We start from the raw sequence: 23,933 nt of genomic DNA, 5'->3' as shown, positions 1-23,933 counted from the left end.
CATGCGCAGACGGGGTGGCAGTGCCACCCCGCGACGGGCGCCATCAGCGCCCAACGCCGGCGATCTCGCCGGCGGCTGCCTCACTTGATCGCGACCACCTTGCCGGAGCTGTCCTTGATCTCGCCCCACTGCTTGCGCACCAGCGCCTTGACGGAGTCGGGCAGCGGCACGTATTCCAGGTCGGACGCCATCTTGTCCCCGCTGCCATAGGCCCAGTCGAAGAACTTGAGCGCCTGGGTGGCCTGGGTCGGCTTGTCCTGCGACTTGTGCATCAGGATGAAGGTGGCGCCGGTGATCGGCCAGGCGTCCTTGCCGGGCTGCTCGGTCAGCACCTGGTAGAAGCTCTTGCTCCAGTCGGCACCGGCCGCGGCGGCCTTGAAGTTGGCCTCGTCGGGGGCGACAAACTGACCGTCCTTGTTGCGCAGCAGCACATGCGACATCTTGTTCTGCTTGGCGTAGGCGTACTCGACATAGCCGATCGAGTTCGGCAGGCGCTGCACGAAGGCCGACACGCCCTCGTTGCCCTTGCCGCCGGCGCCGGTGGGCCACTTCACCGCGGTGCCTTCGCCGACCTGGCTCTTCCAGTCGGCGTTCACCTTCGAGAGGTAGTTGGTGAAGATGAAGCTGGTGCCGGAGCCGTCGGCGCGGCGCACCACGGCAATCGTCGCGTCAGGCAAGGCCACGCCCGGGTTCAGGCTGGCGATCGCGGCATGGTTCCACTTGGTCACCTTGCCGAGGAAGATGTCGCCGAGGACCTGCCCGCTGAGCTTGAGCTGCCCCGGCGCAATGCCCTTGATGTTGACCACCGGCACAACCCCGCCGATCACGGTCGGGAACTGCACCAGACCGTCCTTCGCCAGTTCATCGTCCTTCAGGGGGGCGTCGGAGGCACCGAAGTCCACCGTCTTGGCCTTGATCTGGCGGATGCCGGCTCCGGAACCGACCGACTGGTAGTTGATGCGGGCACCCGTCGCCTTGTTGTAGGCGTCAGCCCACTTCGCATACACGGGCGCCGGGAACGAGGCACCGGCACCGGTGACGTCCTGGGCTTGGGCGAAGCCGGCGACACTTGCCAGCGCGGCCGCGGCCAGAACGGATTGAATCAGCGAAAAGTTCATTGCTTTCACCTCGGGGATCAAGGATGGGACACAGAGCCACACAAAAAAAGCGCTCTCTCGACGGTGGCGGACTGTAAAAGCGCTTTGTGACATCCCGGTGACATCAACCAGCGATCGAGCAAGCAGCCTGCCTGTCGGTCCCGCTCCTGCCCGCTTGAATGCTGGCTTCGCCGGGCTGTCACAGGAGCTTCACCGAACTGTCATGTGACGCTTCTAAGCTCCGCGCCGCTGAGAACCGAGCCGTGCCGACCCGCCGGCCAGCGCGCTACAGCGTGTCCCGTATGACCAAGGAGCTTTCATGATCCAACGCACCTGGGTGCTCGCCTTGAGCGCCGCACTGTTTGCCACGCTGGTCGGCTGCGCCGCCAACCCGGCCCGCACCACCGTGGCGGATGCCGCCGGCAGCACGCCCCAACTGACCACGCTGAACAAGCTGGTGGCCGATGCCGGCCTGTCCGAGACGCTGCGCGCCGCCGGGCCCTACACAGTGTTTGCGCCTTCGGACGAAGCCTTCAAGCAGCTGCCACCCGCCACGCTGGAAGCGCTGGGCAAGGACAAGGAGCGCCTCAAGGCGGTGCTGGCCTACCACATCGTGCCGGGCAAGATGGATGCGGCCCAGGTGCAAAACGGCAGCGTCAAGACCCTGCAGGGCGGCGAGCTCGCGCTGGCCCGCTCCGGCACCTTCGTCACGGTGGAGGATGCGATGGTGCAGCAGGCCGACGTGCCGGCCAGCAACGGTGTGGTGCACGTGATCGACCGCGTGCTGATGCCGCCGGTCAAGAAGTAAGCGGGACGCCCCAGGGCCGGACGTTTGCCCGGCCTTGGCAGCCGCCCCTCGCTGGAGGCGCCGGCGTTCCGAAGCGCGCAGCCTCCCTCAGCCGGCGCGCACCGCCTCGGCCAGCCGCTCGGCGCACTGCCGCGCCAGCGCCTCGCTTTCGGCCTCGACCATCACACGCAGCAGCGGCTCGGTGCCCGAGGGCCGGATCAGCACGCGCCCGCGTGACTTCAGCTCCTCGGTGACGGCCGCCTGGGTTTGCGCCAGCCGGGTGTTGGACTTCCAGTCCTGGCCGGGATTCAGCCGCACATTGATCAAAGTCTGCGGGAACAAGGCGACCCCATCGAGCAGCTGGGCCAGCGTGCGGCCGGAGCGGATCGCGGCCTGCAGCACCAGCAGGGCGCTGACGATGCCGTCACCGGTGGTGTGCTTGTCCAGCGCCAGCAGGTGGCCCGAGCCCTCGCCGCCGAGCTGCCAGCCGCGCGACGTCAGCTCCTCCAGCACATAGCGGTCGCCCACCTTGGCACGCACGAATTCGACACCGCGGGCCTGCAGCGCCACTTCCACCGCCATGTTGGTCATCAGCGTGCCGACCGCGCCGGCCACTGTCTGCTGCTGCGCCAGCCGGTCGGCCACCATCACGTAAAGCAGCTCGTCGCCGTTGTAGAGCCGGCCCTGGCGATCCACCAGCTGCAGGCGGTCGGCGTCGCCGTCGAGCGCCACGCCGTAGTCGGCGCCATGCGCCTGCACCGCCTTGACGAGCGCGGCAGGCGCCGTCGCACCGAAGCCGGCATTGATGTTGTAGCCGTCGGGCGCGCAGCCGATGGAGACGACGTCGGCGCCCAGTTCGTGGAAGACGTGGGGCGCCACCTGGTAGGCGGCCCCATGGGCGGCGTCCACCACGACCTTGAGGCCCTTGAGCGAAAGGTCGTTGCTGAAGGTGCTCTTGCAGAACTCGGTGTAGCGGCCCTGGGCGTCGTCGAGGCGGCGCGCCTTGCCCAGGCTGGCGGAGTCGGCCCAGTGGGCCTCTTCCTGCAGCGCCGCCTCGACCTGGATCTCCCATTCGTCGGGCAGCTTCTCGCCGCGGGCGGAAAAGAACTTGACGCCGTTGTCGCCGAAGGGATTGTGCGAGGCGCTGATCACGACGCCGAGGTCCAGGCGCAGCGCGCGTGTCAGGTAGGCCACGCCCGGGGTCGGCAGCGGACCACTCAGCAGCACATCGGCGCCGGCCGACGCGAAGCCGGCTTCGAGCGCCGACTCCAGCATGTAGCCGGAGATGCGGGTGTCCTTCCCGATCAGGACAGTGGGGCGCCCTGTGTTGCGGGCCTTGAGCACCCGGCCGACAGCGTGGCCGAGGCGGAGCATGAAATCCGGGGTGATGGGGGCCTGGCCCACGGTCCCGCGGATGCCGTCAGTGCCGAAATAGGTTCTGCTCATCGCACCTTCTTGTCGTCTTGTCGATAGGGGAAATCGGTTCGCTACTGTACGAACGGGAGGGGGGTGTATTCTCGCCGCTGTCCGCTCACGCCAGGCCGGCCGCTCGCCACACTTTCAGGGCATCGACAGTCGCGGCGACATCGTGTACACGCACCACACGGGCGCCCCGCTGCACGGCCGCCAGTGCTGCCGCGACGCTGGCGGCAAGCCGCTCGTCGACCGGCCGCCCGGTCACGGCACCCAGCGAGGACTTGCGGGACCAGCCGGCCAATACGGGATATCCGAGCCCGAGCAGCTCGGACTGCCGGGCCAGCAGCTCGAAATTGTGCTCAACGCTCTTGCCGAAGCCGTAGCCCGGGTCCAGCACGATGCGCTCTGCCGCCACACCGCGCCCGCGCAGCACCCCGGCCCGCGCGGCCAGGAAGCCGCCGACCTCCCGCACCACATCGCCGGCATAGCGGGGCGCAGCTTGCATGGACTTCGGCTCGCCCTGCATGTGCATCAGGCAGACGCCGCAGGCGGGGTGGCCCGCCACCACGTCCTCGGCGCCGGGTGTGCGCAGCGCATTGATGTCATTGACGACGTCCACGCCGAGATCGAGCGCCGCCCTCATCACCTCGGTCTTGTAGGTGTCGACCGACACTGGCACGCCCAGGCGCAGGGCACCGCGCAGCACCGGCAGCACACGGGCCATCTCCTCCTCCAGCGGCAACGCGGCGGCCCCCGGCCGGCTCGACTCGCCGCCGATGTCGAGGATCTCGGCGCCCTCCGCCAGCAGCCGCTCGCAGCCCAGCAGGGCCTCGCGGGTGTCGGCATGCAGACCGCCGTCGGAGAAGGAGTCGGGCGTGACGTTGACGATGCCCATCACGCGGGGATGCGACAAGTCGATGCGAAAGCGGGTGGTCTGCCACTGCATGGGCGCTGCCTCAAATGGAAAACGGGGCCGCGAGGCCCCGTCGTGAGAAACGTCGAATCGGCTCAAGCCGCGGCCGGCGCACCGTCGGTGTTGACCGGCGGGGTGCTGCCGCCACCGCCGCTCTTGGGGCTGGACGGCGTCCAGTCCTTGGGCGGGCGCGGCGGGCGGCCGGACATGATGTCCTCGATCTGATCGGCGTCGATGGTCTCCCACTCGAGCAGCGCCTTGGCCATCACGTGCATCTTGTCCTGGTGGTCTTCGATCAGTTTGCGGGCGATGGTGTACTGGTCGTCGATGATCTTGCGGATCTCGTGGTCGACCTTCTGCATCGTCTGCTCGGAGACGTTGACCTGCTTGGTGATCGAACGGCCGAGGAACACCTCGCCCTCGTTCTCCGCGTAGACCATCGGGCCCAGCTCGTCGGTCATGCCGTAGCGGGTGACCATGTCGCGGGCGATCTGGGTGGCACGCTCGAAGTCGTTGCTGGCGCCGGTGGTCATCTGGTTCATGAACACCTCTTCGGCGATGCGTCCGCCGAACAGCACCGAGATGGTGTTGAGCATGCGCTCCTTGTCCATGCTGTAGCGGTCGCCTTCGGGCAGTTGCATCGTCACGCCCAGCGCACGGCCGCGCGGGATGATGGTGACCTTGTGCACCGGGTCGGTCTTCGGCAGCAGGCGCGCCACCAGGGCGTGGCCCGACTCGTGGTAGGCAGTGTTGCGACGCTCTTCCTCGGGCATCACCATGGACTTGCGCTCCGGGCCCATCAGGATCTTGTCCTTGGCCTTCTCGAAGTCCTGCATTTCGACCACGCGACCGCTGCGACGGGCAGCAAACAGCGCCGCCTCGTTGACCAGGTTGGCCAGGTCAGCGCCCGAGAAGCCGGGCGTGCCGCGGGCCAGGATGTCGGGCCGAACGTCGGTACCGATCGGCACCTTGCGCATGTGCACGTTCAGGATCTGCTCACGGCCACGCACGTCCGGCAGGGTCACGTAAACCTGGCGGTCGAAACGGCCGGGACGCAGCAGCGCCGGGTCGAGGATGTCGGGCCGGTTGGTGGCCGCGATCACGATCACACCGAGGTTGGTCTCGAAGCCGTCCATCTCGACCAGCATCTGGTTGAGGGTCTGCTCGCGCTCGTCGTTGCCGCCGCCGAGGCCGGCGCCACGATGGCGGCCGACCGCGTCGATTTCGTCCACGAAGATGATGCAGGGCGCGTTTTTCTTGGCCTGCTCGAACATGTCCCGGACGCGGGCCGCGCCGACACCGACGAACATCTCGACGAAGTCAGAGCCGGAGATCGAGAAGAAAGGCACCTTGGCTTCGCCAGCGATGCTCTTGGCCAGCAAGGTCTTGCCGGTCCCCGGGGGGCCGACCATCAACACGCCGCGCGGGATGCGGCCGCCCAGCTTCTGGAACTTCTGCGGGTCCTTGAGGAAATCGACCAACTCCTTGACCTCTTCCTTGGCCTCGTCGCAGCCGGCCACGTCGGCGAAGGTGATGGAGTTGTTCGACTCGTCCAGCATGCGCGCCCGGCTTTTACCGAAGCTGAAGGCCCCGCCTTTGCCGCCGCCTTGCATCTGCCTCATGAAATAGATCCACACGCCGATCAACAGCAGCATGGGCCCCCAGGAGATCAGGATGCTCATCAGCAGCGAGGGTTCCTCGCGCGGCTTCACGTCGAACTTGACGCCGTTGTTGATCAGGTCGCCAACCAGGCCCCGATCGAGGTAGGTGGCGGTGGTGCGGATGCGTTTCTCGTCGTTCGTGACGGCGATGATCTCGGTGCCGCCAGCACCTTCCTGGAGCGTCACCGACTTGATGCGCTTGCCGCGCACTTCCTCGAGGAAATCGGAGTAGCCGATCTGTCCCGAGGTGGCCACGCCGCGATCGAATTGCTTGAACACGGTGAACAACACCAGCGCAATCACCAACCACACGGCCACTTTAGAGAACCATTGATTGTTCACCGCGGCTCCTTCTCCGATTCCTGATAACGAAAATAATGCGAATACCGAATAGATCGGGGCAATTCTAGACGAGTCAAGACCCGCTTCTCTTTGATGTTTCCCACGCTTGTGACAGGTGTTTTCTATCGTTGCGAAGGCGGCCTCCACTGTCCGGAAAGCACCCCGCTCCTCTGCTTTCAGCCCGCTACGCCCTTTATCGGCGTTCAAGCCTGTTGCTTGAGACCCCGGCCGACCAGAAAGGTTTCAGACGATTTGTCCCTGGAGGCCTTCGGCTTGATCGGCTTGACGGTGCGGAAGCTGCTGCGGAACAGGTCGACCAGCTGGCTGTAGCCGCTGCCGTGGAAGACCTTGCAGACCAGCGCCCCATCGGGCCGCAGGTGCTGTTGCGAGAACTCCACGGCGAGTTCGACCAGATGGGCGATGCGTGCAGCGTCCGAGACTTCGATCCCCGACAGGTTGGGCGCCATGTCGGAAATCACGACGTCCACCGGCCGGCCGTTCACGGCCGCCTGCAGCTCGGCGAGCACCGCTTCCTCGCGGAAGTCGCCCTGGATGAAGTGCACCCCCTCGATCGGCTCGAAATCCAGCAGGTCCAGCGCAATCACGGTGCCGTTGAGCGCCCCCACGGCGGCGCCGCCGCCCGCGGCATCGCGCGGCGCGAACTTGCGCCGGACGTACTGGCTCCAGGCGCCGGGGGCCGCTCCCAGGTCGACGACCAGCTGGCCCGGCTTGAGCAGGTGCAGCTCCTCGTCGATCTCCTTGAGTTTGTACGCCGCCCGGGCCCGGTAGCCCTCCTTCTGTGCCAGCCGGACGTAGGGATCGGTGACATGGTCATGCAACCACGCCTTGTTGACCTTCTTGCTTTTGGTTTTGATCTTCATTGCCAAACGATAATACGCGGATGCCTGCCATCAATCTGACCCCTGCCCAGCGCAAAGAAAAGCGCTCCGAGGCCCATCATCTCGACCCCGTCGTCCTCATTGGCGGCGAGGGCCTCAGCCCCGCGGTGCTGAAGGAAACCGACACTGCCCTCAACGCCCACGGCCTGATCAAGGTGCGGGTGTTCTCCGATGAACGCGCGACCCGCGAAGAGATCCTGGCCCGCCTGGCCGACGAGCTCAACGCCGCCCCAATCCAGCACATCGGCAAACTGCTGGTGCTGTGGCGCCCGGTGCCGCCCAAGGAAAAAGCCGAGCGCGAGGACCGCAAGCCGGCGCCCAAGACGGTCAAGATCATCAAGTACTCCAAGCAGGGCGGCGGCCGGCCGGAGATCAAGAAGGTCACGGTGCTGGGCAACGAGCGCCTCACGCGAGGCGGTAGCATCAAGCGGGCCAAGACCCGCGCGACCAGCATCAAGAAAAGGGCCTCGGGCGGCTGAACACCGTCCTCAGCGGGGGGCGCTGCGCCATGCGAGCACCAGCAGCAGCAGCCCCTTGAGCGCGAAAAACGCGCTCGACAGGCCATGCAACACCCCGAAAGACCAGCGGCCCTGCCCCGCCCTTGCCTGCTCCATCATCGGCTGCACAGCAAAATAGCCGGCCACGATGCAGAACAGCACCGCCAGCACCAGCACCAGCTCGGTGCTCATCCGCGAGCCTTGTGCGGTGTCGGCCCGATGCGCCGCGAGACGCCGCTCCAGCAGCAGCAACACCACGGCGAGCGCCAGGCCCAGATAGGCGTCGACCGTGAAGAGCCGCCCGGCGACCGCACCGGCCTGCGCACGCTCCAGCACCGCGAACAGCGCCGGCGCCGCGATCGCACCGACCGACACCACGCTGCCGGCCCACAAGCCGGTCAGCCAGCCGCGCAAGCGCATCAGGCTCATCACGGTGCTCAGAGGTAACGAACCTCGACGATCTCGTAGCGCTTGATGCCGCCGGGGGCTTGCACCTCGGCGACGTCGCCGGCTTCCTTGCCGATCATGGCCCGGGCGATCGGCGAGCTGACCGAGATCAGACCGTGTTTCAGGTCGGCCTCGTCGTCGCCGACGATCTGGTAGGTCACCGCTTCGCCCGACTCTTCCTCTTCGAGATCGACGGTGGCGCCAAACACGACGCGGCCACCGGCATCCAGGGCGGACGGATCGATCACCTGCGCGGCCGCGAGCTTGCCCTCGATCTCGAGGATGCGGCCCTCGATGAAGCCCTGCTTGTCTTTGGCGGCGTCGTATTCGGCGTTCTCGGACAGGTCGCCCTGCGCGCGCGCCTCGGCAATCGCGGTGATCACGGCCGGGCGTTCGACCGTCTTCAGGCGGTGCAGCTCCTCCTTGAGCTTCTCGGCGCCGCGTTTGGTCAAAGGAATGGTGGCCATCAGTATCTCTCCGGCAGCAAAAAATCAGCCGCCGCCACTCTCCTTTTCAGGAGGGCGGCGGCGGCCGCTGGGTGCAAAGTTCGGTTTAGTTTAGCTCTTTGTGGAGTTCCTGCACGGAATACACCACCAGGTCGTCGAGATGCTTCAGCGCCTCGACCGCGGCCTCGCAACCGGCCATCGTCGTGTAGTAGGTCACGCGGTTGGCCAGTGCTGCGGTGCGGATGTAGCGCGAGTCGGCGATCGCCGTGCGGGTCTCGTCGACAGTCGTGAAGACCAGCTGGATCTCGCCCGCCTTGATCATGTCGGCGATGTGCGGGCGACCATCCTTGATCTTGTTGACCGTGCGCACCGGCACGCCGGCCGCGGTGATCGCCCCGGCGGTGCCACGTGTGGCGACCAGCTGGAAGCCCAGGCTGTGCAGCGCACGGGCGACCTCGACGGCGCGCTCCTTGTCGCTGTTTTTCACCGTGATGCAGACCGTGCCGCTGGCCGGCAGACGCGAGCCGGCAGCCAGCTGGCTCTTGAGCATGGCCTCGCCAAAGGTCTTGCCCACGCCCATCACCTCGCCGGTGGACCGCATCTCAGGGCCCAGCACCGGATCGACGCCCGGGAACTTGTTGAAGGGGAAAACCGCTTCCTTGACACTGAAGTAAGGCGGGATCACCTCGCCCTTGACGCCCTTCTGGCTCACGAGCTTCTGGCCGGCCATGCAACGCGCGGCGATCTTCGCCAGCGGCTGTCCGGTGGCCTTGGAGACATAGGGCACGGTGCGCGAAGCGCGCGGGTTCACTTCCAGCACGTAGACCACCGCGTTGTCGCCTTCGCCCTGGATCGCGAACTGCACGTTCATCAGGCCCACCACCTTGAGGGCACGGGCCATCAAGGTGGTCTGGCGACGCAGCTCGTCCTGCAGCGCCTGCGACAGCGTGTAGGGCGGCAATGAGCAGGCCGAGTCGCCGGAGTGCACGCCGGCTTGCTCGATGTGCTCCATGATGCCGCCGATCATCACGTCGCTGCCGTCGCTGATGCAATCGACGTCGACCTCGATGGCGTCGTCGAGGAAGCGGTCCAGCAGCACCGGGGACTTCTCGGAGACCTTGACCGCCTCGCGCATGTAGCGCTCCAGGTCCTTGTCGCCGTGCACGATCTCCATGGCGCGTCCGCCCAGCACGTAGCTCGGGCGCACCACCAGCGGGTAGCCGATCTCCTGCGCCAGCTTCATCGCCTGCTCTTCGGTGCGGGCAGTGCGGTTGGGCGGCTGCTTCAGACCCAGCTCGTGCAGCAGCTTCTGGAAGCGCTCGCGGTCCTCGGCGATGTCGATGCTGTCCGGCGTGGTGCCGATGATGGGCACGCCGTTGGCTTCGAGGTCGAGCGCCAGCTTCAGCGGCGTCTGGCCGCCGTACTGGACGATCACGCCGACGGGTTTTTCCTTGTCGACGATCTCCAGCACGTCCTCCAGCGTGACGGGCTCGAAGTAGAGCCGGTCCGAGGTGTCGTAGTCGGTCGAGACCGTCTCGGGGTTGCAGTTGACCATGATGGTCTCGTAGCCGTCTTCGCGCATCGCGAGCGCGGCGTGGACGCAGCAGTAGTCGAATTCGATGCCCTGGCCGATGCGGTTCGGACCACCGCCCAGCACCATGATCTTCTTCTTGTCGGTCGGCTGGGCCTCGCACTCCTCGTCATAGCTCGAGTACATGTAGGCGGTCTGCGTCTCGAACTCGGCCGCGCAGGTGTCGACGCGCTTGTAGACCGGGCGGATGCCCTCGGCATGGCGGCGCCGGCGCACCTCGTGCTGGTTGGTCCCCAGCAGCCGGGCCAGGCGCCGGTCCGAGAAACCCTTCTTCTTCAGGAAGCGCAGTTCCTCGGCCGACAGACTCGCCAGCTCACGTCCGGCGAGCTGCTGCTCGGTCTTCACGATCTGCTCGATCTGGGCCAGGAACCAGGGGTCGATGGCGGTTTCCTCGAAAACCTCCTGCAGGCTCATGCCGATGCGGAATGCATCGCCGACGAAGAGGATGCGCTCGGGGCCGGGCTCGCCGATCTCCTGAACGATCTCCTCGCGGTCCGTGCTGCGCTCGGTGAGGCCGTCGATGCCGGTCTCCAGGCCGCGCAGCGCCTTCTGGAAGCTCTCCTGGAAGGTGCGGCCCATCGCCATCACTTCGCCGACCGACTTCATCTGGGTGGTCAGGCGCGAATCGGCCTCGCGGAACTTCTCGAAGGCGAAGCGCGGGATCTTGGTGACGACGTAGTCGATGCTGGGCTCGAAGCTCGCCGGGGTCGCGCCGCCGGTGATCTCGTTGCGCAGCTCGTCGAGCGTATAGCCGACCGCCAGCTTGGCCGCCACCTTGGCGATCGGGAAGCCGGTGGCCTTGGAGGCCAGTGCCGAGGACCGCGACACCCGCGGGTTCATCTCGATCACGATCATGCGTCCGTTCTCGGGATTGATTGAGAACTGCACGTTGGAGCCGCCCGTGTCCACCCCGATCTCGCGCAGGATCGCCACCGAGGCGTTGCGCAGCAGCTGGTATTCCTTGTCGGTCAGGGTCTGGGCCGGGGCCACGGTGATGGAGTCACCGGTGTGGATGCCCATCGGGTCCAGGTTCTCGATCGAGCAGACGATGATGCAGTTGTCCGCCTTGTCGCGGACCACCTCCATCTCGTACTCCTTCCAGCCGATCAGCGATTCTTCGATCAGCAGTTCCTTGGTCGGCGACAGGTCGAGGCCACGTTTGCAGATCTCTTCGAACTCTTCCGGGTTGTAGGCGATGCCGCCGCCAGTGCCGCCGAGGGTGAAGCTGGGGCGGATGACGGTCGGGAAGCCCGGGCCGCCGGTTTCGGCAGCGATGCGTTTCTGCACCGTCCAGGCCTCTTCCATCGAGTGGGCGATGCCGGACTTGGCCGAGTCCAGGCCGATCTTGGTCATCGCCTCCTTGAACTTCTGGCGGTCCTCGGCCTTTTCGATCGCGTGCTCGTTGGCGCCGATCATCTCGACGCCGTATTTCGCCAGCACACCGTGCTTGTGCAGGTCGAGCGCGCAGTTCAGCGCGGTCTGGCCGCCCATGGTCGGCAGGATCGCGTCGGGGCGCTCCTTGGCGATGATGCGCTCGACCACCTGCCAGGTGATGGGCTCGATGTAGGTGACATCGGCCATCTCGGGGTCGGTCATGATGGTGGCCGGGTTGCTGTTGACCAGCACCACCTTGTAGCCCTCCTGCCGCAGCGCCTTGCAGGCCTGGGCGCCCGAGTAGTCGAACTCGCAGGCCTGGCCGATGATGATGGGGCCGGCGCCGATGATCAGGATGGTCTTGAGGTCGTTCCGCTTAGGCATTCTTCTTCTCCATCAACGCCACGAAGCGGTCGAAGAGGTATCCAATGTCGCTGGGGCCGGGCGACGCCTCGGGGTGCCCCTGGAAACAGAAAGCCGGCTTGTCGGTGCGGGCCAGGCCCTGCAAGGTGCCGTCGAACAGGCTCACATGGGTGGGCCGCAGGTTGGCGGGCAGCGAGGCCTCGTCCACCGCGAATCCATGGTTCTGGCTGGTGATGCTGACGCGGCCTGAATCGAGGTCCTTGACCGGGTGGTTCGCGCCGTGGTGGCCGAACTTCATCTTGAAGGTCTTGGCCCCCGACGCCAGCGCCATGATCTGGTGCCCCAGGCAGATGCCGAAGGTCGGCAAGCCCTGCTCGATCAGTTCGCGCGAGGCCTGGATCGCATAGTCGCAGGGCTCGGGGTCGCCGGGGCCGTTGCTCAGGAAGATGCCGTCGGGGCGGTACTGCAGCGCCTCGGCCGCCGGCGTCGTGGCCGGCACCACCGTGACCTTGCAGCCACGCTCGGCCAGCATGCGCAGGATGTTGCGCTTGACGCCGAAGTCGTAGGCCACCACATGGAAGCGCGGGTTCGCGACCTGGCCGTAGCCCTCGCCGAGCTTCCACTCGTTTTCGGTCCAGTCGTAGCGGCTGCTCGCGCTCACCACCTTGGCGAGGTCCTGGCCCGCCATGCTGGGTGCTGCCTTGGCGCGGGCAATCGCGTCGTCGATGTGGGCCTGCGTGATCTGCTCGCCGAGGCGCAGGGCCAGGATGCAGCCGTTCTGCGCGCCGGTGGTGCGCAGGATGCGGGTCAGGCGGCGGGTGTCGATGTCGGCGATCGCGACGGTGCCTTCCTGCTGCAAGTACTCGGGCAGGGTCCGCGTCATGCGGAAGTTGGATTCGAGGACCGGCAGATCCTTGATGATGAGGCCGGCGGCATGGACTTTCGGCGCCTCGATATCCTCGTCGTTGACGCCGACGTTGCCGATGTGCGGATACGTGAGGGTCACGATCTGGCGGCAGTAGCTCGGGTCGGTGAGGATTTCCTGATAGCCGGTGAGCGCGGTGTTGAACACGACTTCGCCGACCGTGTGACCGGCTGCGCCGATCGAGGTGCCACGAAAGACCGTGCCGTCTGCGAGTGCGAGGAGTGCTAGGGGCAGTTGCGGCAGCACGGGATACTCTCCGTAGATGTAGGCGCGCCCAGCTCTGCTCGACAAGCAGCGCTCCGGCGGCTGTAGCAGCGTGCCGGGGTGGAAACTACGGGGGGTTTCGCTAGGCGGGGTGGTTGCGGGTAAACCTCGGGATTATAGCTCGGCCAAAGTTTGCCAGCCGACATCGAGATGCGCCACACCCCCGCGCGCCTCCGCGACATGCGGCGAAGTCAACGCCGTAACGCGAAGGCCTCTCACTCTCATGCGCAGCCAATGCGCCGGAAAGCCGTCTTTGCTTGGACGCGACGCCGTCCGGCGCCACAATCCGGCGATTCGTTCATTACAACAAGGACAGGAGCCACGATGAAGGGCGACCCGAAAGTCATCGAACACCTCAACGCCCAGCTCAAGAACGAGCTGACCGCGATCAACCAGTACTTCCTGCACTACCGCATCCTCAAGCACTGGGGCTTCGACAAGCTGGCCAAGAAGGAGTACGAGGAGTCGATCGGCGAGATGAAACACGCCGACAAGCTGACGGCCCGCATCCTGATGCTCGACGGCCTGCCCAACCTGCAGGACCTCGGCAAGCTGATGATCGGCGAGGAAGTCGTCGAGGTGCTGCAGTGCGATCTGCGGCTGGAGCAGGCGGCGCAGTCGACCATCAAGGACGGCATCGCCTACTGCGAGTCGGTGCGCGACTATGTCTCGCGCGATCTGCTGCAGGAGATCCTCGACGACACCGAGGAGCATGTCGACTTCCTGGAGACCCAGCTCGATCTCGTCACCAAGGTCGGACTGCAGAACTACCTGCAGTCGGTGATGGCCGAGGTCGCCTGAACCGGGCCCGCAGCCGGGGCGGCTCCGAGGGCCGCCCTCCTCAGCCGCCGAGGCGCGGCAGCACCCGTCCGGCGCGCCGCATGTAGGCGCGGTACTCGTCCCCGAAGGTGTCCAGCATCAGGGCCTCCTCGCGCGGGACGCGAAGAAAGTACAACAGCGCAAAGCCCGGCACCGCCAGAGCACCGGCCACCGCGTTCTGGATCAGCAGGGGCTGGGCCAGTGCAAACAGCCAGATCGATGCGTACATCGGATGGCGGACCAGGCGGTACACACCCTCGGTGACCAGCCGGTGCTCCGCGTGCACCTCCAGTGAAGGCGACCACTGACGGCCCAGATGGGCGTGCGCCAGATAAAAGAGCCACAAGGACGCGGCCATCATCCCCGCCGCCAGCATCGGCAGCGCGCTCGGTAGTTGGTAGTTCAAGGCATCCAGCCAGGGCGTCGCCAGATAGAACATCGGCAGGCCCAGCAGCGTCAGGAAGACGCCAAACATCAGCCACTGTTCCAGCCGGCTCACCCGGCTGCGGGCCACCCGGTTCGCCCGGTTGGCCTCCACATGCGGCCAGCGTATCGCCAGCTGCAGGAGGGCCGCCAGGTACCAGACGAGTTCGGGCCAGCACCACGCCGCGCCGCGGCGCCACAGGTAGACCGCCAGGACCACGCCGAACAGCAGCACTGGCCCCCCCAGGCGCAAGCGGGCTCCGTACACGCCCGCCGTCGCGTTTTCCCCGCGCTGGGGCGACGAAGCGGCCGGCAGGCGCTTCACCGGGCCCCCGCGGTTGACCCCGACCGGCCGCCCGATGCGAGCGTCACCGGCCACCGGGCGAGGGTGCATGCAGCCCGCTGCGGGCCGGTAGTGTTGGGACGTGGCATGGCGTCGTCTGTCCTCGAGAGCTGGTGGCGGGGAATGTCGCAGGCCGCGTGGTGGCGGCCTTCAGAATCAGTATGCGTTGCAGCCGCTGTGCGCAAGCCTCCCCCAAAGGTGGGATGCCGCGTGAAAAAATCCCGGTTGGGGACGTCTGCCCTCCCCGCCAGCCGCCATGCCGGCCTGTCCTTCCGTTCGCCGTCATGCCCCTGCTCTCAGCACGGCGTTGAATTGCGAATCATTCGTATTTATACTGGTCACCAGTTTGAAGCGAAGGACATGCGAATGATCGTCTGCGTATGCCGCAAGGTCTCTGACCGCGATATTGAACGGCTGGCCCGCTCGGGCTGCGGCTCGTTCGACGAATTGCAGATGGAGCTCGGCGTGGCGACGTGCTGCGGCCGATGCGCCGAGTGCGCGCAGCAGACCCTGGAGTCTGCCCGCCGCCGTGCCGTCGCCCCGCGCGGCGTGTGCGCAGAGCCCGAACTGGCGATGGCGTGATGGTCTCGCTGTTGAGCCTGGCGGTCGTCCTGCTGGGTGCATGGTGGGTCGTCACCCGCCCCTGAGCAGCATCACCATCCCCTGAGCGACAGCCCCTCAAGGAAAGCACTGCCTGATGAAAACCTCTCCTGCCCTGGGCCGCGCCGAGCCGCAGGCCGCAATGGCGGCGTCACTGGCCGCGGCCCCCGTCCCCCCCCTGCCCTCGGTGGCAGTCACGCCTCCCGTGTCCAGCAGCAGCCTGCTGCGGGGCGGCAAGTCGGTTCAGATCGAACACAACGGATCGTTGTATCAGCTGCGTGCGACCAAGCTCGGCAAGCTGATCCTCACCAAATAGTTTCATCGTGGGGCGACCGCGGCGGAGGCTCTGTCAGGAACCTCCCCAAGGTCGTATTAATGCGCAGCCACGTGCCTCAGTTCGGCGCCAGCCACGCATCTTTTTCTCACGCTTTCACTCGGTGCTCACTCCGCCAGCAACGCGGCGATGCCGGCCTTGGCGATTTGGGTGTCCTCGGCGGACTTCACGCCGCTGACGCCGACCGCCCCCACGCACTCACCCTCCACCAGCACCGGCACCCCGCCCTCCAGCAGGCCTTCCAGCGTCGGAGCGCTCAGGAAAGACATGCGGCCCTGGTTCACGAGGTCCTCGTACACCTTGCTTTCACGCCGGCCCAGCGCCGCGGTGCGTGCCTTGGCGGGCGCAATGTACGACGAACTCGGCGCAGCGCCGTCGAGGCGCTGGAACCACAGCAGGTGGCCGCCGTCATCGACGATTGCAATGGACACCGCCCAGCGGTTCGCCTCGGCCTCGGCACGGGCAGCGCGGGCGATTTTGTCGACGTCGGAGGCGGTCAGTTGCAGCTTGGTTTTCATGATCGAACCTTTCCTGTCTCGCTCGGTGCGCGGCAAGGTACCGCCACGCAGGGCCGACATGGTGCCAGCAATCGGACTGCCACATCTGCGGGAGCGGCCTTGACGGCCTCGGCAACGGGGACACTAGAATGGCCGCGGGAGGCCGAGTCCGGCCATTCGTGTACGAGGAGAAAGCGATGAACGAAAGTCTGCGCGCATATTCCGGCGCCGGCGTCCTGGTCGAACAGCGCAACCGGGTGCTGCGCAACACCTATTGGCTGTTGGCCCTGTCGATGGTGCCCACCGTGCTGGGCGCCTGGATCGGTGTGCAGGGCGGCTTCAGCTTGTTCGCCGGCAAACCCTTCATCGGCTTCCTGGTCTTCATGGGGGTCGCCTTCGGCTTCTTCTTCGCCATCGAGAAGTTCAAGAACTCGCCGGTGGGTGTGGTCCTGCTGCTCGGCTTCACCTTTTTCATGGGCCTGATGCTCTCGCGCCTGATCGGCGCGGTGCTCGGCAACTTCTCCAACGGCGCCCAGCTGATCATGATGGCCTTCGGCGGCACCGCGGTGGTGTTTTTCGGCATGGCGACGCTGGCCACCACGGTGAAGCGTGACTTGACTGGCATGGGCAAGTGGCTGATGGTCGGCGCGGTGATGTTGATCGTCGCCGGCGTGGCCAACATCTTCCTGCAGATGACGGCGCTGGCCGCAACGATCTCGGCCCTGGCGGTGGTGATCTTCTCGGCCTTCATGCTCTACGACATCAAGCGGGTGGTCGACGGCGGCGAAAGCAACTACATCACTGCCACGCTGGCGATCTACCTGGACCTCTACAACGTGTTCCAGTCGCTGCTGAGCCTGCTCGGCCTGTTCGGCGGCGAACGCGACTGAGCCTCGGGGCCCGCGCCCCTGGACAGAACAACGGGGCCTTGTGGCCCCGTTTGCTTTTTGGCCGCCAGACGCCGGCTCAATCCTTCTCGAACACGGCGATGCTCTCGACGTGCGCCGTGTGAGGGAACATGTTGACCGAGCCCGCGCCGGCCGCCCGGTAGCCGGCCTGATGCACCAGCAGGCCGGCGTCGCGCGCCAGCGTGGCCGGGTTGCACGAGACGTACACGATACGCCGAGGGGCACTGTAGCCGGGCACCAGCTCGGGCTGCTGGTACAGCTCGGCGAGCGCCTTGACCAGGGCGAACGCCCCCTCGCGCGGCGGATCCACCAGCCACTTGTCGGCCGGGCCGTAGTTTGCGAGCTCTGCCGGCGCGATCTCGAAGAGATTGCGCGCCTCGAAGGCGGTCTTGTGTTCCAGCCCGTTGTAGCGGGCGTTCTCGCGCGAGCGCTGCACCAGCGACTCGCTGCCCTCCACACCCAACACCTCTCGCGCTGTGCGGGCGATCGGCAACGTGAAGTTGCCCAGCCCGCAGAACCAGTCGATCACGCGTTCGCCGGCTTGCGCATCGAGCAAGCGCAAGGCGCGGTTCACCAGCACCCGGTTGATGTGGTGGTTGACCTGCGTGAAATCGGTCGGCTTGAAGGGCATGGTGATGCCGAACTCGGGCAGCGTGTAGGCCAGCTGCACCCCGCCCTCGTCGAGCAGGTGCACGCTGTCCGGGCCCTTCGGCTGCAGCCACCATTGCACGCCGTGCTGCGCGGCGAAGGCGCGCAGGCGCCCCAAGTCGGCCGTGCCGAGAGGTTCCAGGTGGCGCAGCACCAGGGCCGTGATCAGCTCGCCGTCGCGGTCGCCGACCGCGACCTCGATCTGCGGCAGCCGTTCGCGGGCGTCCATCGAGGCGATCAGCTCCCGCAACGGCACCAGCATTGCGCTCAGGTGGGGCGGCAGGACCTCGCAGCGTGTCATGTCGGCCACGTAGCTGGACTTGCGCTCGTGGAAGCCCACCAGCACCCCGCCCTTCTTCTGCACGTAGCGCACCGACAGGCGAGCCCGGTAACGGTAGCCCCAGGTCGGCCCTTCGATGGGTCGGAACATCGTGTCGGCCTTGACCTTGCCGAGGTGCCAGAGGTTGTCCTCCAGCACACGCTGCTTCACCGCGAGCTGCGCGCCGACATGGACGTGCTGCATCTTGCAGCCACCGCAGGTGCCGAAGTGCTGGCAGCGCGGCGTCACGCGCTGCGAGCTCTCGCGCCGCAGGGCACGCACCGTGGCCTGCTCCCAGTTGTTCTTGCGGCGCCCGGTGTTGACCTGCACCTCTTCGCCAGGCAGCGCCCCCTCGACAAACACCACCTTGCCCTCGGCGTTGTGGGCCACGCCTTGCGCCTCCAGATCGAGGGACTCGATCCGGAGCCATTCATTCACTTGTGTCATGCCCCGATTATCGGCTCCAGGCTTGCAGGTACTCCTGCCAGTGGGCTTCGTCGAGCTCACCCAGGCAGGCCCGGACGTGCTCGATTTCACGCTCGTATTCGGCCTCCGTGAGCCCGCCGCGCATCTGCTGGAAGCGGCAGTAGAGCAGATAGGTGTTCATCACGTCCGTCTCGCAGTAGCGGCGGATGTCCTCCAGCTGCCCGGCCTTGTAGGCCGGGAAGACGGCTGAGCCGTCCATGCCGAGCTTGCCGGGGAAGCCGCACAGCTTGGCCATCGCGTCCAGCGGCGCGTTGGCGCGCGGCTGGTACATCGCCAGCAGGTCCATCAGGTCCAGGTGGCGCATGTGGTAGCGCGAGATGTAGTTGTTCCACTTGAACTCGCGATCGTCCTCGCCCAGGTCCCAGTATTTGCTGGCCGTCACGCCGTGGCGCAGGCCGCGGTAGTGCAGCACCGGCAGGTCGAAGCCGCCGCCGTTCCAGCTCACCAGCTGGGGCATGTGCTTTTCTATCGTGTTGAAGAAGGTCTGGATGATCTTGCCTTCCTGGCTCACGCCGTCCGGTTCGCGGTCCACGAAGGAATGGATGCGCAAGCCCTCGGCGTTGCGAAACACGCAGCTGATCACGAGCACGCGCTGCAGATAGTGCGGCAAGAAGTCGCCCTGCCCGTTGGCTGCCCGTTCGGACAGTACCTGAGCGTAAAACTCGTCATCGCCGAGTTCGGGCTGTGCGCCGCGCAGGGCCCGCAGGCCCGCGATGTCGGGAATGGATTCGATGTCGAAGACGAGTACCGGCCAGGTCATGGCACCTCTTGGCAGTCAGGGCAAAAAAGAAGGCGAGGAAGCCGCAGGCGGGATGGCCGGGGTGAGCCGGCGCCGCCCTCAGAAGATCGAGTCGCGGTCCACCCCGTTACGGATCATGCGGCGCTTGAGCTTGAGCAGGGCTTCCTGCTGGATCTGCCGAATGCGCTCGCGCGTCAGGCCCAGCCGCTCGGCCAGCACCTCCAGCGTCTCGGGCTCCCGGTCGTGCAGGCCGTAGCGGCCCGCCAGCACTTCCCGCTCGCGTTCGCTGAGATCGCCCAGCCAGGTCTTGAGCAGGTGCTCGACCTCGTGCGAGAGCGTCGTGCCCATCGGGTCGGTGGCCTGCTCGTCGGCCACCATGTCGATCATCGACTCGCTGTTGTCGCGCTCCAGCGGCGCGTCCAGCGAGGTCGGCGTCTCGGCGAACTTCAGCAGCTCGGCCACGTCCTGCACTGGACGGCCCAGCATCGCCGCGACGTCCTCCACCCGCACCGGCTTGTCGCCGTCGGGGCGGCGCGAGAGCTCGGCCTCGAGTTGGCGGCGCGCCTTGAGCACCTGGTTGAGCTCGCGCACCACGTGCACCGGCAAACGCACCAGACGGGCCTGGTGCATGATGGCCCGCTCGATGCTCTGGCGGATCCACCAGGAGGCGTAGGTCGAGAAGCGGAAGCCGCGCTCGGGCTCGAACTTGCCGATCGCGTGCATCAGGCCCAGGTTGCCTTCCTCGATCAGATCGGTCAGCGGGAGGCCGCGGCCGAGGTAGTTTTTCGCGATGCTGACCACCAGCCGCAGGTTGTGCTCGATCATGGACTGCCGGGCACCGAAGTCGCCGCTGCGGGCACGGGTGGCGGTGGCGTATTCCTCTTCGGGCGTCAGCAGCGGAGTGCGCCGGATTTCGCGCAGATAGGTCTGCAGGGTGTTGCCGATGTCGGGTTCGCCGGCGGAGAACTCGGTCTTGGCGGCACCGTTGACGACCGGCTCGGCGACCTCGGGCAGGGGCTCGGCCGGCACCGCCTGGTCAGACTCCAGGTAGGGCTCCAGCGCCGCCTCAGGAAGCTCGCGACCGTTGAGTTCGACGTGCTTCCTGTTCATCATGGTCAGCTGCTCCGAGGAACGATTGCGCTCAGCGCGGTGGTAGGAACTTCGCCGGATCGACCGGCTTGCCCTGCTTGCGTATCTCGAAGTGGAGCTTCACTCGATCCGAATCCGTGGAGCCCATCTCGGCGATCTTCTGACCGCGGCGCACAGTTTGATCCTCCTTGACCAGGAGCGTCTGATTGTGCGCGTAGGCGGTAAGGTAACTGTTGTTGTGCTTGACAATCACCAGGTTGCCATATCCACGCAGACCGGAGCCTGCATATACAACGCGGCCGTCGGCCGCCGCGAAAACCGGATCGCCGGGCTTGCCGGTGATGCCCAAGCCCTTGTTGCGCGCTTCGTCGAAGCCGGCCACCACGGCACCGGTCGCCGGCCACATCCAGTTGACGTTGTCGTCGCCTTCACGTGCTACCGGCGGGGGCGGCGGGGGCGGCGGAGCCACCGGCGCGGAGGCCGCGACCACCACCGGCGGCACCCCTGTTTCGGGGGTGGTGCCGGGCTTGGCATCGAGCGGGCGAGGCTCGACACGCGCAGCGGTGATGGGCTTGGTTGCGGTGCCGGTGGGATCGGCACCAGGCGGCACCACCCTGAGCACCTGGCCCACTTCAAGGATGTTGGGGTTGTCGATGTTGTTCCAGCGCATGACATCGCGCCAGTTCTGACCCGACTCCAGGCCCACGCGGATCAGCGTGTCGCCGGGCTTGACCGTGTAGAAGCCGGGTTTGCCGGCATTCTCCGCTCCGGGAGGAAGAGGTTTGGCGGGATCGGCGGGCTGGCTCGACGACACACGCCCGGAGCTGCCGCGCTCTTCGACGGGGGCGCGATGCCGGGGCGACGCGCAAGCCGTCAGTAGCAAGGCGACTGCGATGCAAACGCCTGTCTTGAAACTCATCAAATCTCCAGAAGTGGACACCATCAGGGGACCCGTGGGAGCTCAGGTCGTGCCCGATTTTAAAGGGACAAAGTGAACGGCTTCGTGCTCGGAGCGAACAAAGCCGGATTCGCTGCGCTCGACCAGGACGATGACCTGACCGCTGCCGCGCACCACCGGCGCCACCAGCCGGCCGCCGACGGCGAGCTGGTCCAGCCAGGCCTGCGGGATGGCGTCACCGCCCGCGGCGCTGACGATGCCGTCGTAGGGCGCGTTGGGGCCATGCCCCAGCATGCCGTCGCCGTAGACGAGTCGCAGGTTGTCCACCCGCATCGAGCGCAGCAGCCCGCGCGCCTTCTCGTGCAGCGGCTTGAGCCGCTCGACCGAGATCACCTGTCGGCCCAGCAGCGCCAGCACCGCCGCCTGGTAGCCGCAGCCGGTACCGATCTCGAGGATGCGCGGCAGCGGCTGCTCGCCGCGGCCACCGCGCAACAGCTCCAACATGCGAGCCACCACCGAGGGCTTGGAGATGGTCTGCTGCAGCCCGATCGGCAGGCTGGTGTCCTCGTAAGCCTGCGTCGCGAGCGCGGTGTCGACGAACAGGTGGCGCGGCACGCGCGCCATCGCCGCCAGCACCTGCTCGTCGCGCACGCCGGCGGCCCTCAGCTTCTGCACCATGCGCTGGCGCACCGGTTCCGAGTCCAGGCCGAGGCCCGCGGGCGCCGCAGCGCGGGCGCGGTCCTGCACCGCCTGGTGCAGCGGGCGCTGCGGCCTCAACACCGTGGCCCCGGGAGGCGCCGGCGCGGCGGCCGGCTTGCCGACCGGCCCGAGGCGCTCCAGGCTGAGCGGAAAGGCGCGCGGGGCGCGCGGCTTGGTGGTGTCGTTCATGCAGCGCCCTGGCCGGCGAACCAGTCGCGCCACAGCGGCAGCCGCTCATGGTCGGTCAGGTCGATCTGCAGCGGCGTGACCGACACCCGGCCCTCGGCCACGGCGTGGAAGTCGCTGCCCTCGCCGGCCTCGCGCGCGCCGCCGGCCGGGCCGATCCAGTAGATCGGCTCGCCGCGCGGGTTGAGCTGACGGATCACACCCTCGCTGGCATGGCGGCGGCCGAGCCGCGTCAGGGCCAGCCCCTGCAGCGCCTCGTAGGGCCGGTTGGGGATGTTGACGTTGAGCAGGTAGGCGCCCGGCGACGGCGGCTGCGCGACCACGCGGCGGATCACGTCGCGCGCCACCCTGGCAGCGGCATCGAGGTGGGCCCAGCCCTTGTCGACCAGCGAGAAGGCGATCGCCGGCACGCCGAACAGAAAACCCTCCATCGCGGCCGCCACGGTGCCGGAGTAGAGCGTGTCTTCGCCCATGTTGGCGCCGTTGTTGATGCCCGAGACCACGAGGTCCGGCCGCTGCTCCAGCAGCCCGGTGAGCGCGACGTGCACGCAGTCCGACGGGGTGCCGTTGATGAATCGGAAACCGTTGGCGGCCTCGAACACCGACAGCGGCCGATGCAGGGTCAGCGAGTTGGAGGTACCGCTGGCGTTCTGCTCGGGCGCCACCACTTCGATGTCGCCCAGCCCTTGGCAGGCCTCGACCAGGGCCTGCAGGCCGGGGGCCAGATAACCGTCGTCATTCGCTACTAGGATGCGCATGGCGCGATTGTATTGAGTCGTCACCTCCGTGACTCAGGCCGTTAGGCACGCTCCTTATCATTCGTCAACTCTTCGAGGAGACTGGACGATGCATGCTTGGATTTGCGACAACCCCGTGGGCCCGGAGGCGCTGACCTGGAAGGAAGTGCCGACCCCGGCGCCCCAGGCCGGCGAGGTGCTGGTGGCCGTCAAGGCGGCCGGCCTGAACTTCCCCGACCTGCTCATCGTGCAGAACAAGTACCAGATGAAGCCGGCCCTGCCCTTCGTTCCCGGCGCCGAGTTCTCGGGTGTGGTCGAGGCGGTCGGCGAAGGTGTGAGCCATCTGAAGCCGGGCGACCCGATCGCCGCCTTCGCCGGCGTAGGCGGTTTCGGCACGCATGCGATCGTGCCGGCCGCGCTCGTGATGCCGCTGCCCAAGGGTTTCCCCTTCCCCGATGCCGCCGCCTTCCTCTGCACCTACGGCACCACCTACCACGCGCTGGTCGACCGGGCCGCGCTGCAGCCGGGCGAGACCGTGCTGGTGCTGGGCGCTGCCGGCGGCGTCGGCACCGCGGCGATCCAGATCGCCAAGGCGGTCGGCGCCAAGGTCATCGCCGCCGCCTCCAGCGACGAGAAATGCGCGCTGTGCCGCGAGCTGGGCGCCGACGCGACCATCAACTACACCAGCCAGAACCTGCGCGAGGCCATCAAGGCCCTCACCAGCGGCAAGGGCCCGGATGTGGTTTACGACCCGGTCGGCGGCGACCTGGCCGAGCCGGTGTTCCGCTCCATCGCCTGGCGCGGCCGCTATCTCGTCATCGGCTTCGCCCAGGGCAGCATCCCGTCGCTGCCGCTGAACCTCACGCTGCTCAAGGGCGCGTCCATCGTCGGCGTGTTCTGGGGCGAGTTCGCCAAGCGCGAGCCGAAGAACAACGCCGCCGCGCTCGGCCAGCTGGCCGCCTGGTATGCGCAAGGCAAGATCAAGCCGGTCATCGAGCACCAGCTGTCCATGGGGCAGCTCAAGGAAGCCTTCGATCTGATGGCCGCCCGCCAGGTGCGCGGCAAGCTGGTCCTGACCAACGCTTGAAAGCCGCCGGCCCGGCGGCCGCCCGGGGTCCAGGGCGGCCGGACGCCGGCCGGCACCGGTTCGAAGGGCCAGAACTGTCCCGTGATGAAGTGACATTGC

At 66.9% G+C, this 23,933-nt stretch carries 24 protein-coding genes; 7 read left to right on the top strand and 17 right to left on the bottom strand.

What is annotated here, in order from left to right; translation table 11 throughout:
• Positions 1 to 80: 80 nt before the first annotated feature.
• Positions 81 to 1,118 (bottom strand): phosphate ABC transporter substrate-binding protein PstS, encoded by a 1,038-nt coding sequence (gene pstS / locus OOT46_RS23495; protein ID WP_265406055.1) that lies wholly within the window; start codon positions 1,116 to 1,118, stop codon positions 81 to 83.
• Positions 1,119 to 1,416: 298 nt separating this feature from the next.
• Here pstS and OOT46_RS23490 point away from each other — a divergent pair, with 298 nt between their 5' ends.
• Entirely contained in the window at positions 1,417 to 1,905 is a 489-nt protein-coding gene (locus tag OOT46_RS23490; protein WP_265406054.1) for a fasciclin domain-containing protein, read from the top strand.
• A gap of 87 nt (positions 1,906 to 1,992) precedes the next feature.
• Here the strand turns inward: OOT46_RS23490 and glmM are convergent, their stop codons facing one another.
• From glmM to OOT46_RS23470, 4 genes are all read right to left on the bottom strand, one after another.
• Positions 1,993 to 3,330, bottom strand: coding sequence for a phosphoglucosamine mutase (glmM, locus tag OOT46_RS23485; RefSeq protein ID WP_265406053.1), 1,338 nt, complete (start codon positions 3,328 to 3,330; stop codon positions 1,993 to 1,995).
• An 85-nt stretch (positions 3,331 to 3,415) separates the two neighbouring features.
• Complete coding sequence (gene folP / locus OOT46_RS23480) at positions 3,416 to 4,246, bottom strand: dihydropteroate synthase (protein ID WP_265406052.1); 831 nt, start codon at positions 4,244 to 4,246, stop codon at positions 3,416 to 3,418.
• Between the two features lie 62 nt (positions 4,247 to 4,308).
• Entirely contained in the window at positions 4,309 to 6,216 is a 1,908-nt protein-coding gene (gene ftsH / locus OOT46_RS23475) for an ATP-dependent zinc metalloprotease FtsH (protein ID WP_265406051.1), read from the bottom strand.
• Between the two features lie 203 nt (positions 6,217 to 6,419).
• Complete coding sequence (locus OOT46_RS23470; protein ID WP_265406050.1) at positions 6,420 to 7,097, bottom strand: RlmE family RNA methyltransferase; 678 nt, start codon at positions 7,095 to 7,097, stop codon at positions 6,420 to 6,422.
• Between the two features lie 20 nt (positions 7,098 to 7,117).
• Here OOT46_RS23470 and OOT46_RS23465 point away from each other — a divergent pair, with 20 nt between their 5' ends.
• Positions 7,118 to 7,594: a YhbY family RNA-binding protein gene (locus tag OOT46_RS23465; protein WP_265406049.1), complete on the top strand. Its 477-nt coding sequence runs from the start codon at positions 7,118 to 7,120 to the stop codon at positions 7,592 to 7,594.
• Between the two features lie 9 nt (positions 7,595 to 7,603).
• On the opposite strand, the gene OOT46_RS23460 is transcribed toward OOT46_RS23465, so the two are convergent.
• The 4 genes from OOT46_RS23460 to carA form a co-directional block, all read right to left on the bottom strand.
• A complete protein-coding gene (locus OOT46_RS23460) occupies positions 7,604 to 8,041 on the bottom strand; it encodes a DUF4149 domain-containing protein (protein WP_265406048.1) in 438 nt (145 codons plus the stop codon).
• Between the two features lie 8 nt (positions 8,042 to 8,049).
• Complete coding sequence (greA, locus tag OOT46_RS23455) at positions 8,050 to 8,526, bottom strand: transcription elongation factor GreA (protein WP_265406047.1); 477 nt, start codon at positions 8,524 to 8,526, stop codon at positions 8,050 to 8,052.
• 85 nt (positions 8,527 to 8,611) lie between these two features.
• Complete coding sequence (carB, locus tag OOT46_RS23450) at positions 8,612 to 11,854, bottom strand: carbamoyl-phosphate synthase large subunit (protein ID WP_265406046.1); 3,243 nt, start codon at positions 11,852 to 11,854, stop codon at positions 8,612 to 8,614.
• Positions 11,847 to 13,004 carry a glutamine-hydrolyzing carbamoyl-phosphate synthase small subunit gene (gene carA / locus OOT46_RS23445; protein WP_265406070.1) on the bottom strand — a complete coding sequence of 386 codons (1,158 nt, stop codon included), beginning with the start codon at positions 13,002 to 13,004 and terminating at the stop codon, positions 11,847 to 11,849. The genes carB and carA overlap by 8 nt, the downstream gene beginning before the upstream one ends.
• 342 nt (positions 13,005 to 13,346) lie before the next feature.
• On the opposite strand from carA, the gene bfr reads away from it, so the two are divergent.
• Positions 13,347 to 13,823, top strand: a complete 477-nt coding sequence (bfr, locus tag OOT46_RS23440) for a bacterioferritin (protein WP_265406045.1) — start codon at positions 13,347 to 13,349, stop codon at positions 13,821 to 13,823.
• Positions 13,824 to 13,863: 40 nt separating this feature from the next.
• Here the strand turns inward: bfr and OOT46_RS23435 are convergent, their stop codons facing one another.
• Positions 13,864 to 14,658, bottom strand: coding sequence for a protein-S-isoprenylcysteine O-methyltransferase (locus OOT46_RS23435; RefSeq protein WP_265406044.1), 795 nt, complete (start codon positions 14,656 to 14,658; stop codon positions 13,864 to 13,866).
• 315 nt (positions 14,659 to 14,973) lie between these two features.
• Here OOT46_RS23435 and OOT46_RS30805 point away from each other — a divergent pair, with 315 nt between their 5' ends.
• Positions 14,974 to 15,189: a (2Fe-2S)-binding protein gene (locus tag OOT46_RS30805; RefSeq protein WP_322114285.1), complete on the top strand. Its 216-nt coding sequence runs from the start codon at positions 14,974 to 14,976 to the stop codon at positions 15,187 to 15,189.
• Between the two features lie 115 nt (positions 15,190 to 15,304).
• Entirely contained in the window at positions 15,305 to 15,523 is a 219-nt protein-coding gene (gene hemP / locus OOT46_RS23425; protein ID WP_416136247.1) for a hemin uptake protein HemP, read from the top strand.
• A gap of 125 nt (positions 15,524 to 15,648) precedes the next feature.
• Here the strand turns inward: hemP and OOT46_RS23420 are convergent, their stop codons facing one another.
• On the bottom strand, positions 15,649 to 16,059 hold the full coding sequence (locus OOT46_RS23420) for a GlcG/HbpS family heme-binding protein (RefSeq protein WP_265406043.1): 411 nt from the start codon (positions 16,057 to 16,059) through the stop codon (positions 15,649 to 15,651).
• Positions 16,060 to 16,235: 176 nt separating this feature from the next.
• Here OOT46_RS23420 and OOT46_RS23415 point away from each other — a divergent pair, with 176 nt between their 5' ends.
• On the top strand, positions 16,236 to 16,928 hold the full coding sequence (locus OOT46_RS23415) for a Bax inhibitor-1/YccA family protein (protein ID WP_265406042.1): 693 nt from the start codon (positions 16,236 to 16,238) through the stop codon (positions 16,926 to 16,928).
• A gap of 76 nt (positions 16,929 to 17,004) precedes the next feature.
• On the opposite strand, the gene rlmD is transcribed toward OOT46_RS23415, so the two are convergent.
• The 6 genes from rlmD to surE form a co-directional block, all read right to left on the bottom strand.
• Positions 17,005 to 18,360: a 23S rRNA (uracil(1939)-C(5))-methyltransferase RlmD gene (gene rlmD, locus OOT46_RS23410; RefSeq protein WP_265406041.1), complete on the bottom strand. Its 1,356-nt coding sequence runs from the start codon at positions 18,358 to 18,360 to the stop codon at positions 17,005 to 17,007.
• Positions 18,361 to 18,367: 7 nt separating this feature from the next.
• Positions 18,368 to 19,159: a 3'-5' exonuclease gene (locus OOT46_RS23405; protein ID WP_265406040.1), complete on the bottom strand. Its 792-nt coding sequence runs from the start codon at positions 19,157 to 19,159 to the stop codon at positions 18,368 to 18,370.
• Positions 19,160 to 19,237: 78 nt separating this feature from the next.
• Positions 19,238 to 20,251, bottom strand: a complete 1,014-nt coding sequence (gene rpoS, locus OOT46_RS23400) for an RNA polymerase sigma factor RpoS (protein WP_265406039.1) — start codon at positions 20,249 to 20,251, stop codon at positions 19,238 to 19,240.
• Between the two features lie 28 nt (positions 20,252 to 20,279).
• The gene (locus tag OOT46_RS23395) at positions 20,280 to 21,170 is read right to left on the bottom strand and encodes a peptidoglycan DD-metalloendopeptidase family protein (protein ID WP_265406038.1); all 891 of its coding nucleotides are present in this window, start codon (positions 21,168 to 21,170) and stop codon (positions 20,280 to 20,282) included.
• Positions 21,171 to 21,188: 18 nt separating this feature from the next.
• Positions 21,189 to 22,013, bottom strand: a complete 825-nt coding sequence (locus OOT46_RS23390) for a protein-L-isoaspartate(D-aspartate) O-methyltransferase (RefSeq protein ID WP_265406037.1) — start codon at positions 22,011 to 22,013, stop codon at positions 21,189 to 21,191.
• Positions 22,010 to 22,768, bottom strand: coding sequence for a 5'/3'-nucleotidase SurE (surE, locus tag OOT46_RS23385; protein ID WP_265406036.1), 759 nt, complete (start codon positions 22,766 to 22,768; stop codon positions 22,010 to 22,012). Before surE ends, OOT46_RS23390 begins: the two co-directional genes overlap by 4 nt.
• A gap of 88 nt (positions 22,769 to 22,856) precedes the next feature.
• On the opposite strand from surE, the gene OOT46_RS23380 reads away from it, so the two are divergent.
• Positions 22,857 to 23,834, top strand: a complete 978-nt coding sequence (locus OOT46_RS23380) for an NADPH:quinone oxidoreductase family protein (RefSeq protein ID WP_265406035.1) — start codon at positions 22,857 to 22,859, stop codon at positions 23,832 to 23,834.
• The last annotated feature ends 99 nt before the right edge of the window (positions 23,835 to 23,933 follow it).

The organism is Aquabacterium sp. A7-Y, from assembly GCF_026153205.1.
GTDB lineage: Bacteria > Pseudomonadota > Gammaproteobacteria > Burkholderiales > Burkholderiaceae_C > Caldimonas.
This window is presented reverse-complemented; position numbering and strand designations above follow the sequence as displayed.

Coding starts and splice junctions, on each gene's coding strand:
- pstS (WP_265406055.1), bottom strand. CDS start 1,118: ATGAACTTTTCGCTGATTCAATCCGTTCTGGCCGCGGCCGCGCTGGCA.
- OOT46_RS23490 (WP_265406054.1), top strand. CDS start 1,417: ATGATCCAACGCACCTGGGTGCTCGCCTTGAGCGCCGCACTGTTTGCC.
- glmM (WP_265406053.1), bottom strand. CDS start 3,330: ATGAGCAGAACCTATTTCGGCACTGACGGCATCCGCGGGACCGTGGGC.
- folP (WP_265406052.1), bottom strand. CDS start 4,246: ATGCAGTGGCAGACCACCCGCTTTCGCATCGACTTGTCGCATCCCCGC.
- OOT46_RS23470 (WP_265406050.1), bottom strand. CDS start 7,097: ATGAAGATCAAAACCAAAAGCAAGAAGGTCAACAAGGCGTGGTTGCAT.
- OOT46_RS23465 (WP_265406049.1), top strand. CDS start 7,118: ATGCCTGCCATCAATCTGACCCCTGCCCAGCGCAAAGAAAAGCGCTCC.
- OOT46_RS23460 (WP_265406048.1), bottom strand. CDS start 8,041: ATGAGCCTGATGCGCTTGCGCGGCTGGCTGACCGGCTTGTGGGCCGGC.
- greA (WP_265406047.1), bottom strand. CDS start 8,526: ATGGCCACCATTCCTTTGACCAAACGCGGCGCCGAGAAGCTCAAGGAG.
- carB (WP_265406046.1), bottom strand. CDS start 11,854: ATGCCTAAGCGGAACGACCTCAAGACCATCCTGATCATCGGCGCCGGC.
- bfr (WP_265406045.1), top strand. CDS start 13,347: ATGAAGGGCGACCCGAAAGTCATCGAACACCTCAACGCCCAGCTCAAG.
- OOT46_RS23435 (WP_265406044.1), bottom strand. CDS start 14,658: ATGCACCCTCGCCCGGTGGCCGGTGACGCTCGCATCGGGCGGCCGGTC.
- OOT46_RS30805 (WP_322114285.1), top strand. CDS start 14,974: ATGATCGTCTGCGTATGCCGCAAGGTCTCTGACCGCGATATTGAACGG.
- hemP (WP_416136247.1), top strand. CDS start 15,305: ATGAAAACCTCTCCTGCCCTGGGCCGCGCCGAGCCGCAGGCCGCAATG.
- OOT46_RS23420 (WP_265406043.1), bottom strand. CDS start 16,059: ATGAAAACCAAGCTGCAACTGACCGCCTCCGACGTCGACAAAATCGCC.
- OOT46_RS23415 (WP_265406042.1), top strand. CDS start 16,236: ATGAACGAAAGTCTGCGCGCATATTCCGGCGCCGGCGTCCTGGTCGAA.
- rlmD (WP_265406041.1), bottom strand. CDS start 18,360: ATGACACAAGTGAATGAATGGCTCCGGATCGAGTCCCTCGATCTGGAG.
- OOT46_RS23405 (WP_265406040.1), bottom strand. CDS start 19,159: ATGACCTGGCCGGTACTCGTCTTCGACATCGAATCCATTCCCGACATC.
- rpoS (WP_265406039.1), bottom strand. CDS start 20,251: ATGATGAACAGGAAGCACGTCGAACTCAACGGTCGCGAGCTTCCTGAG.
- OOT46_RS23395 (WP_265406038.1), bottom strand. CDS start 21,170: ATGGTGTCCACTTCTGGAGATTTGATGAGTTTCAAGACAGGCGTTTGC.
- OOT46_RS23390 (WP_265406037.1), bottom strand. CDS start 22,013: ATGAACGACACCACCAAGCCGCGCGCCCCGCGCGCCTTTCCGCTCAGC.
- surE (WP_265406036.1), bottom strand. CDS start 22,768: ATGCGCATCCTAGTAGCGAATGACGACGGTTATCTGGCCCCCGGCCTG.
- OOT46_RS23380 (WP_265406035.1), top strand. CDS start 22,857: ATGCATGCTTGGATTTGCGACAACCCCGTGGGCCCGGAGGCGCTGACC.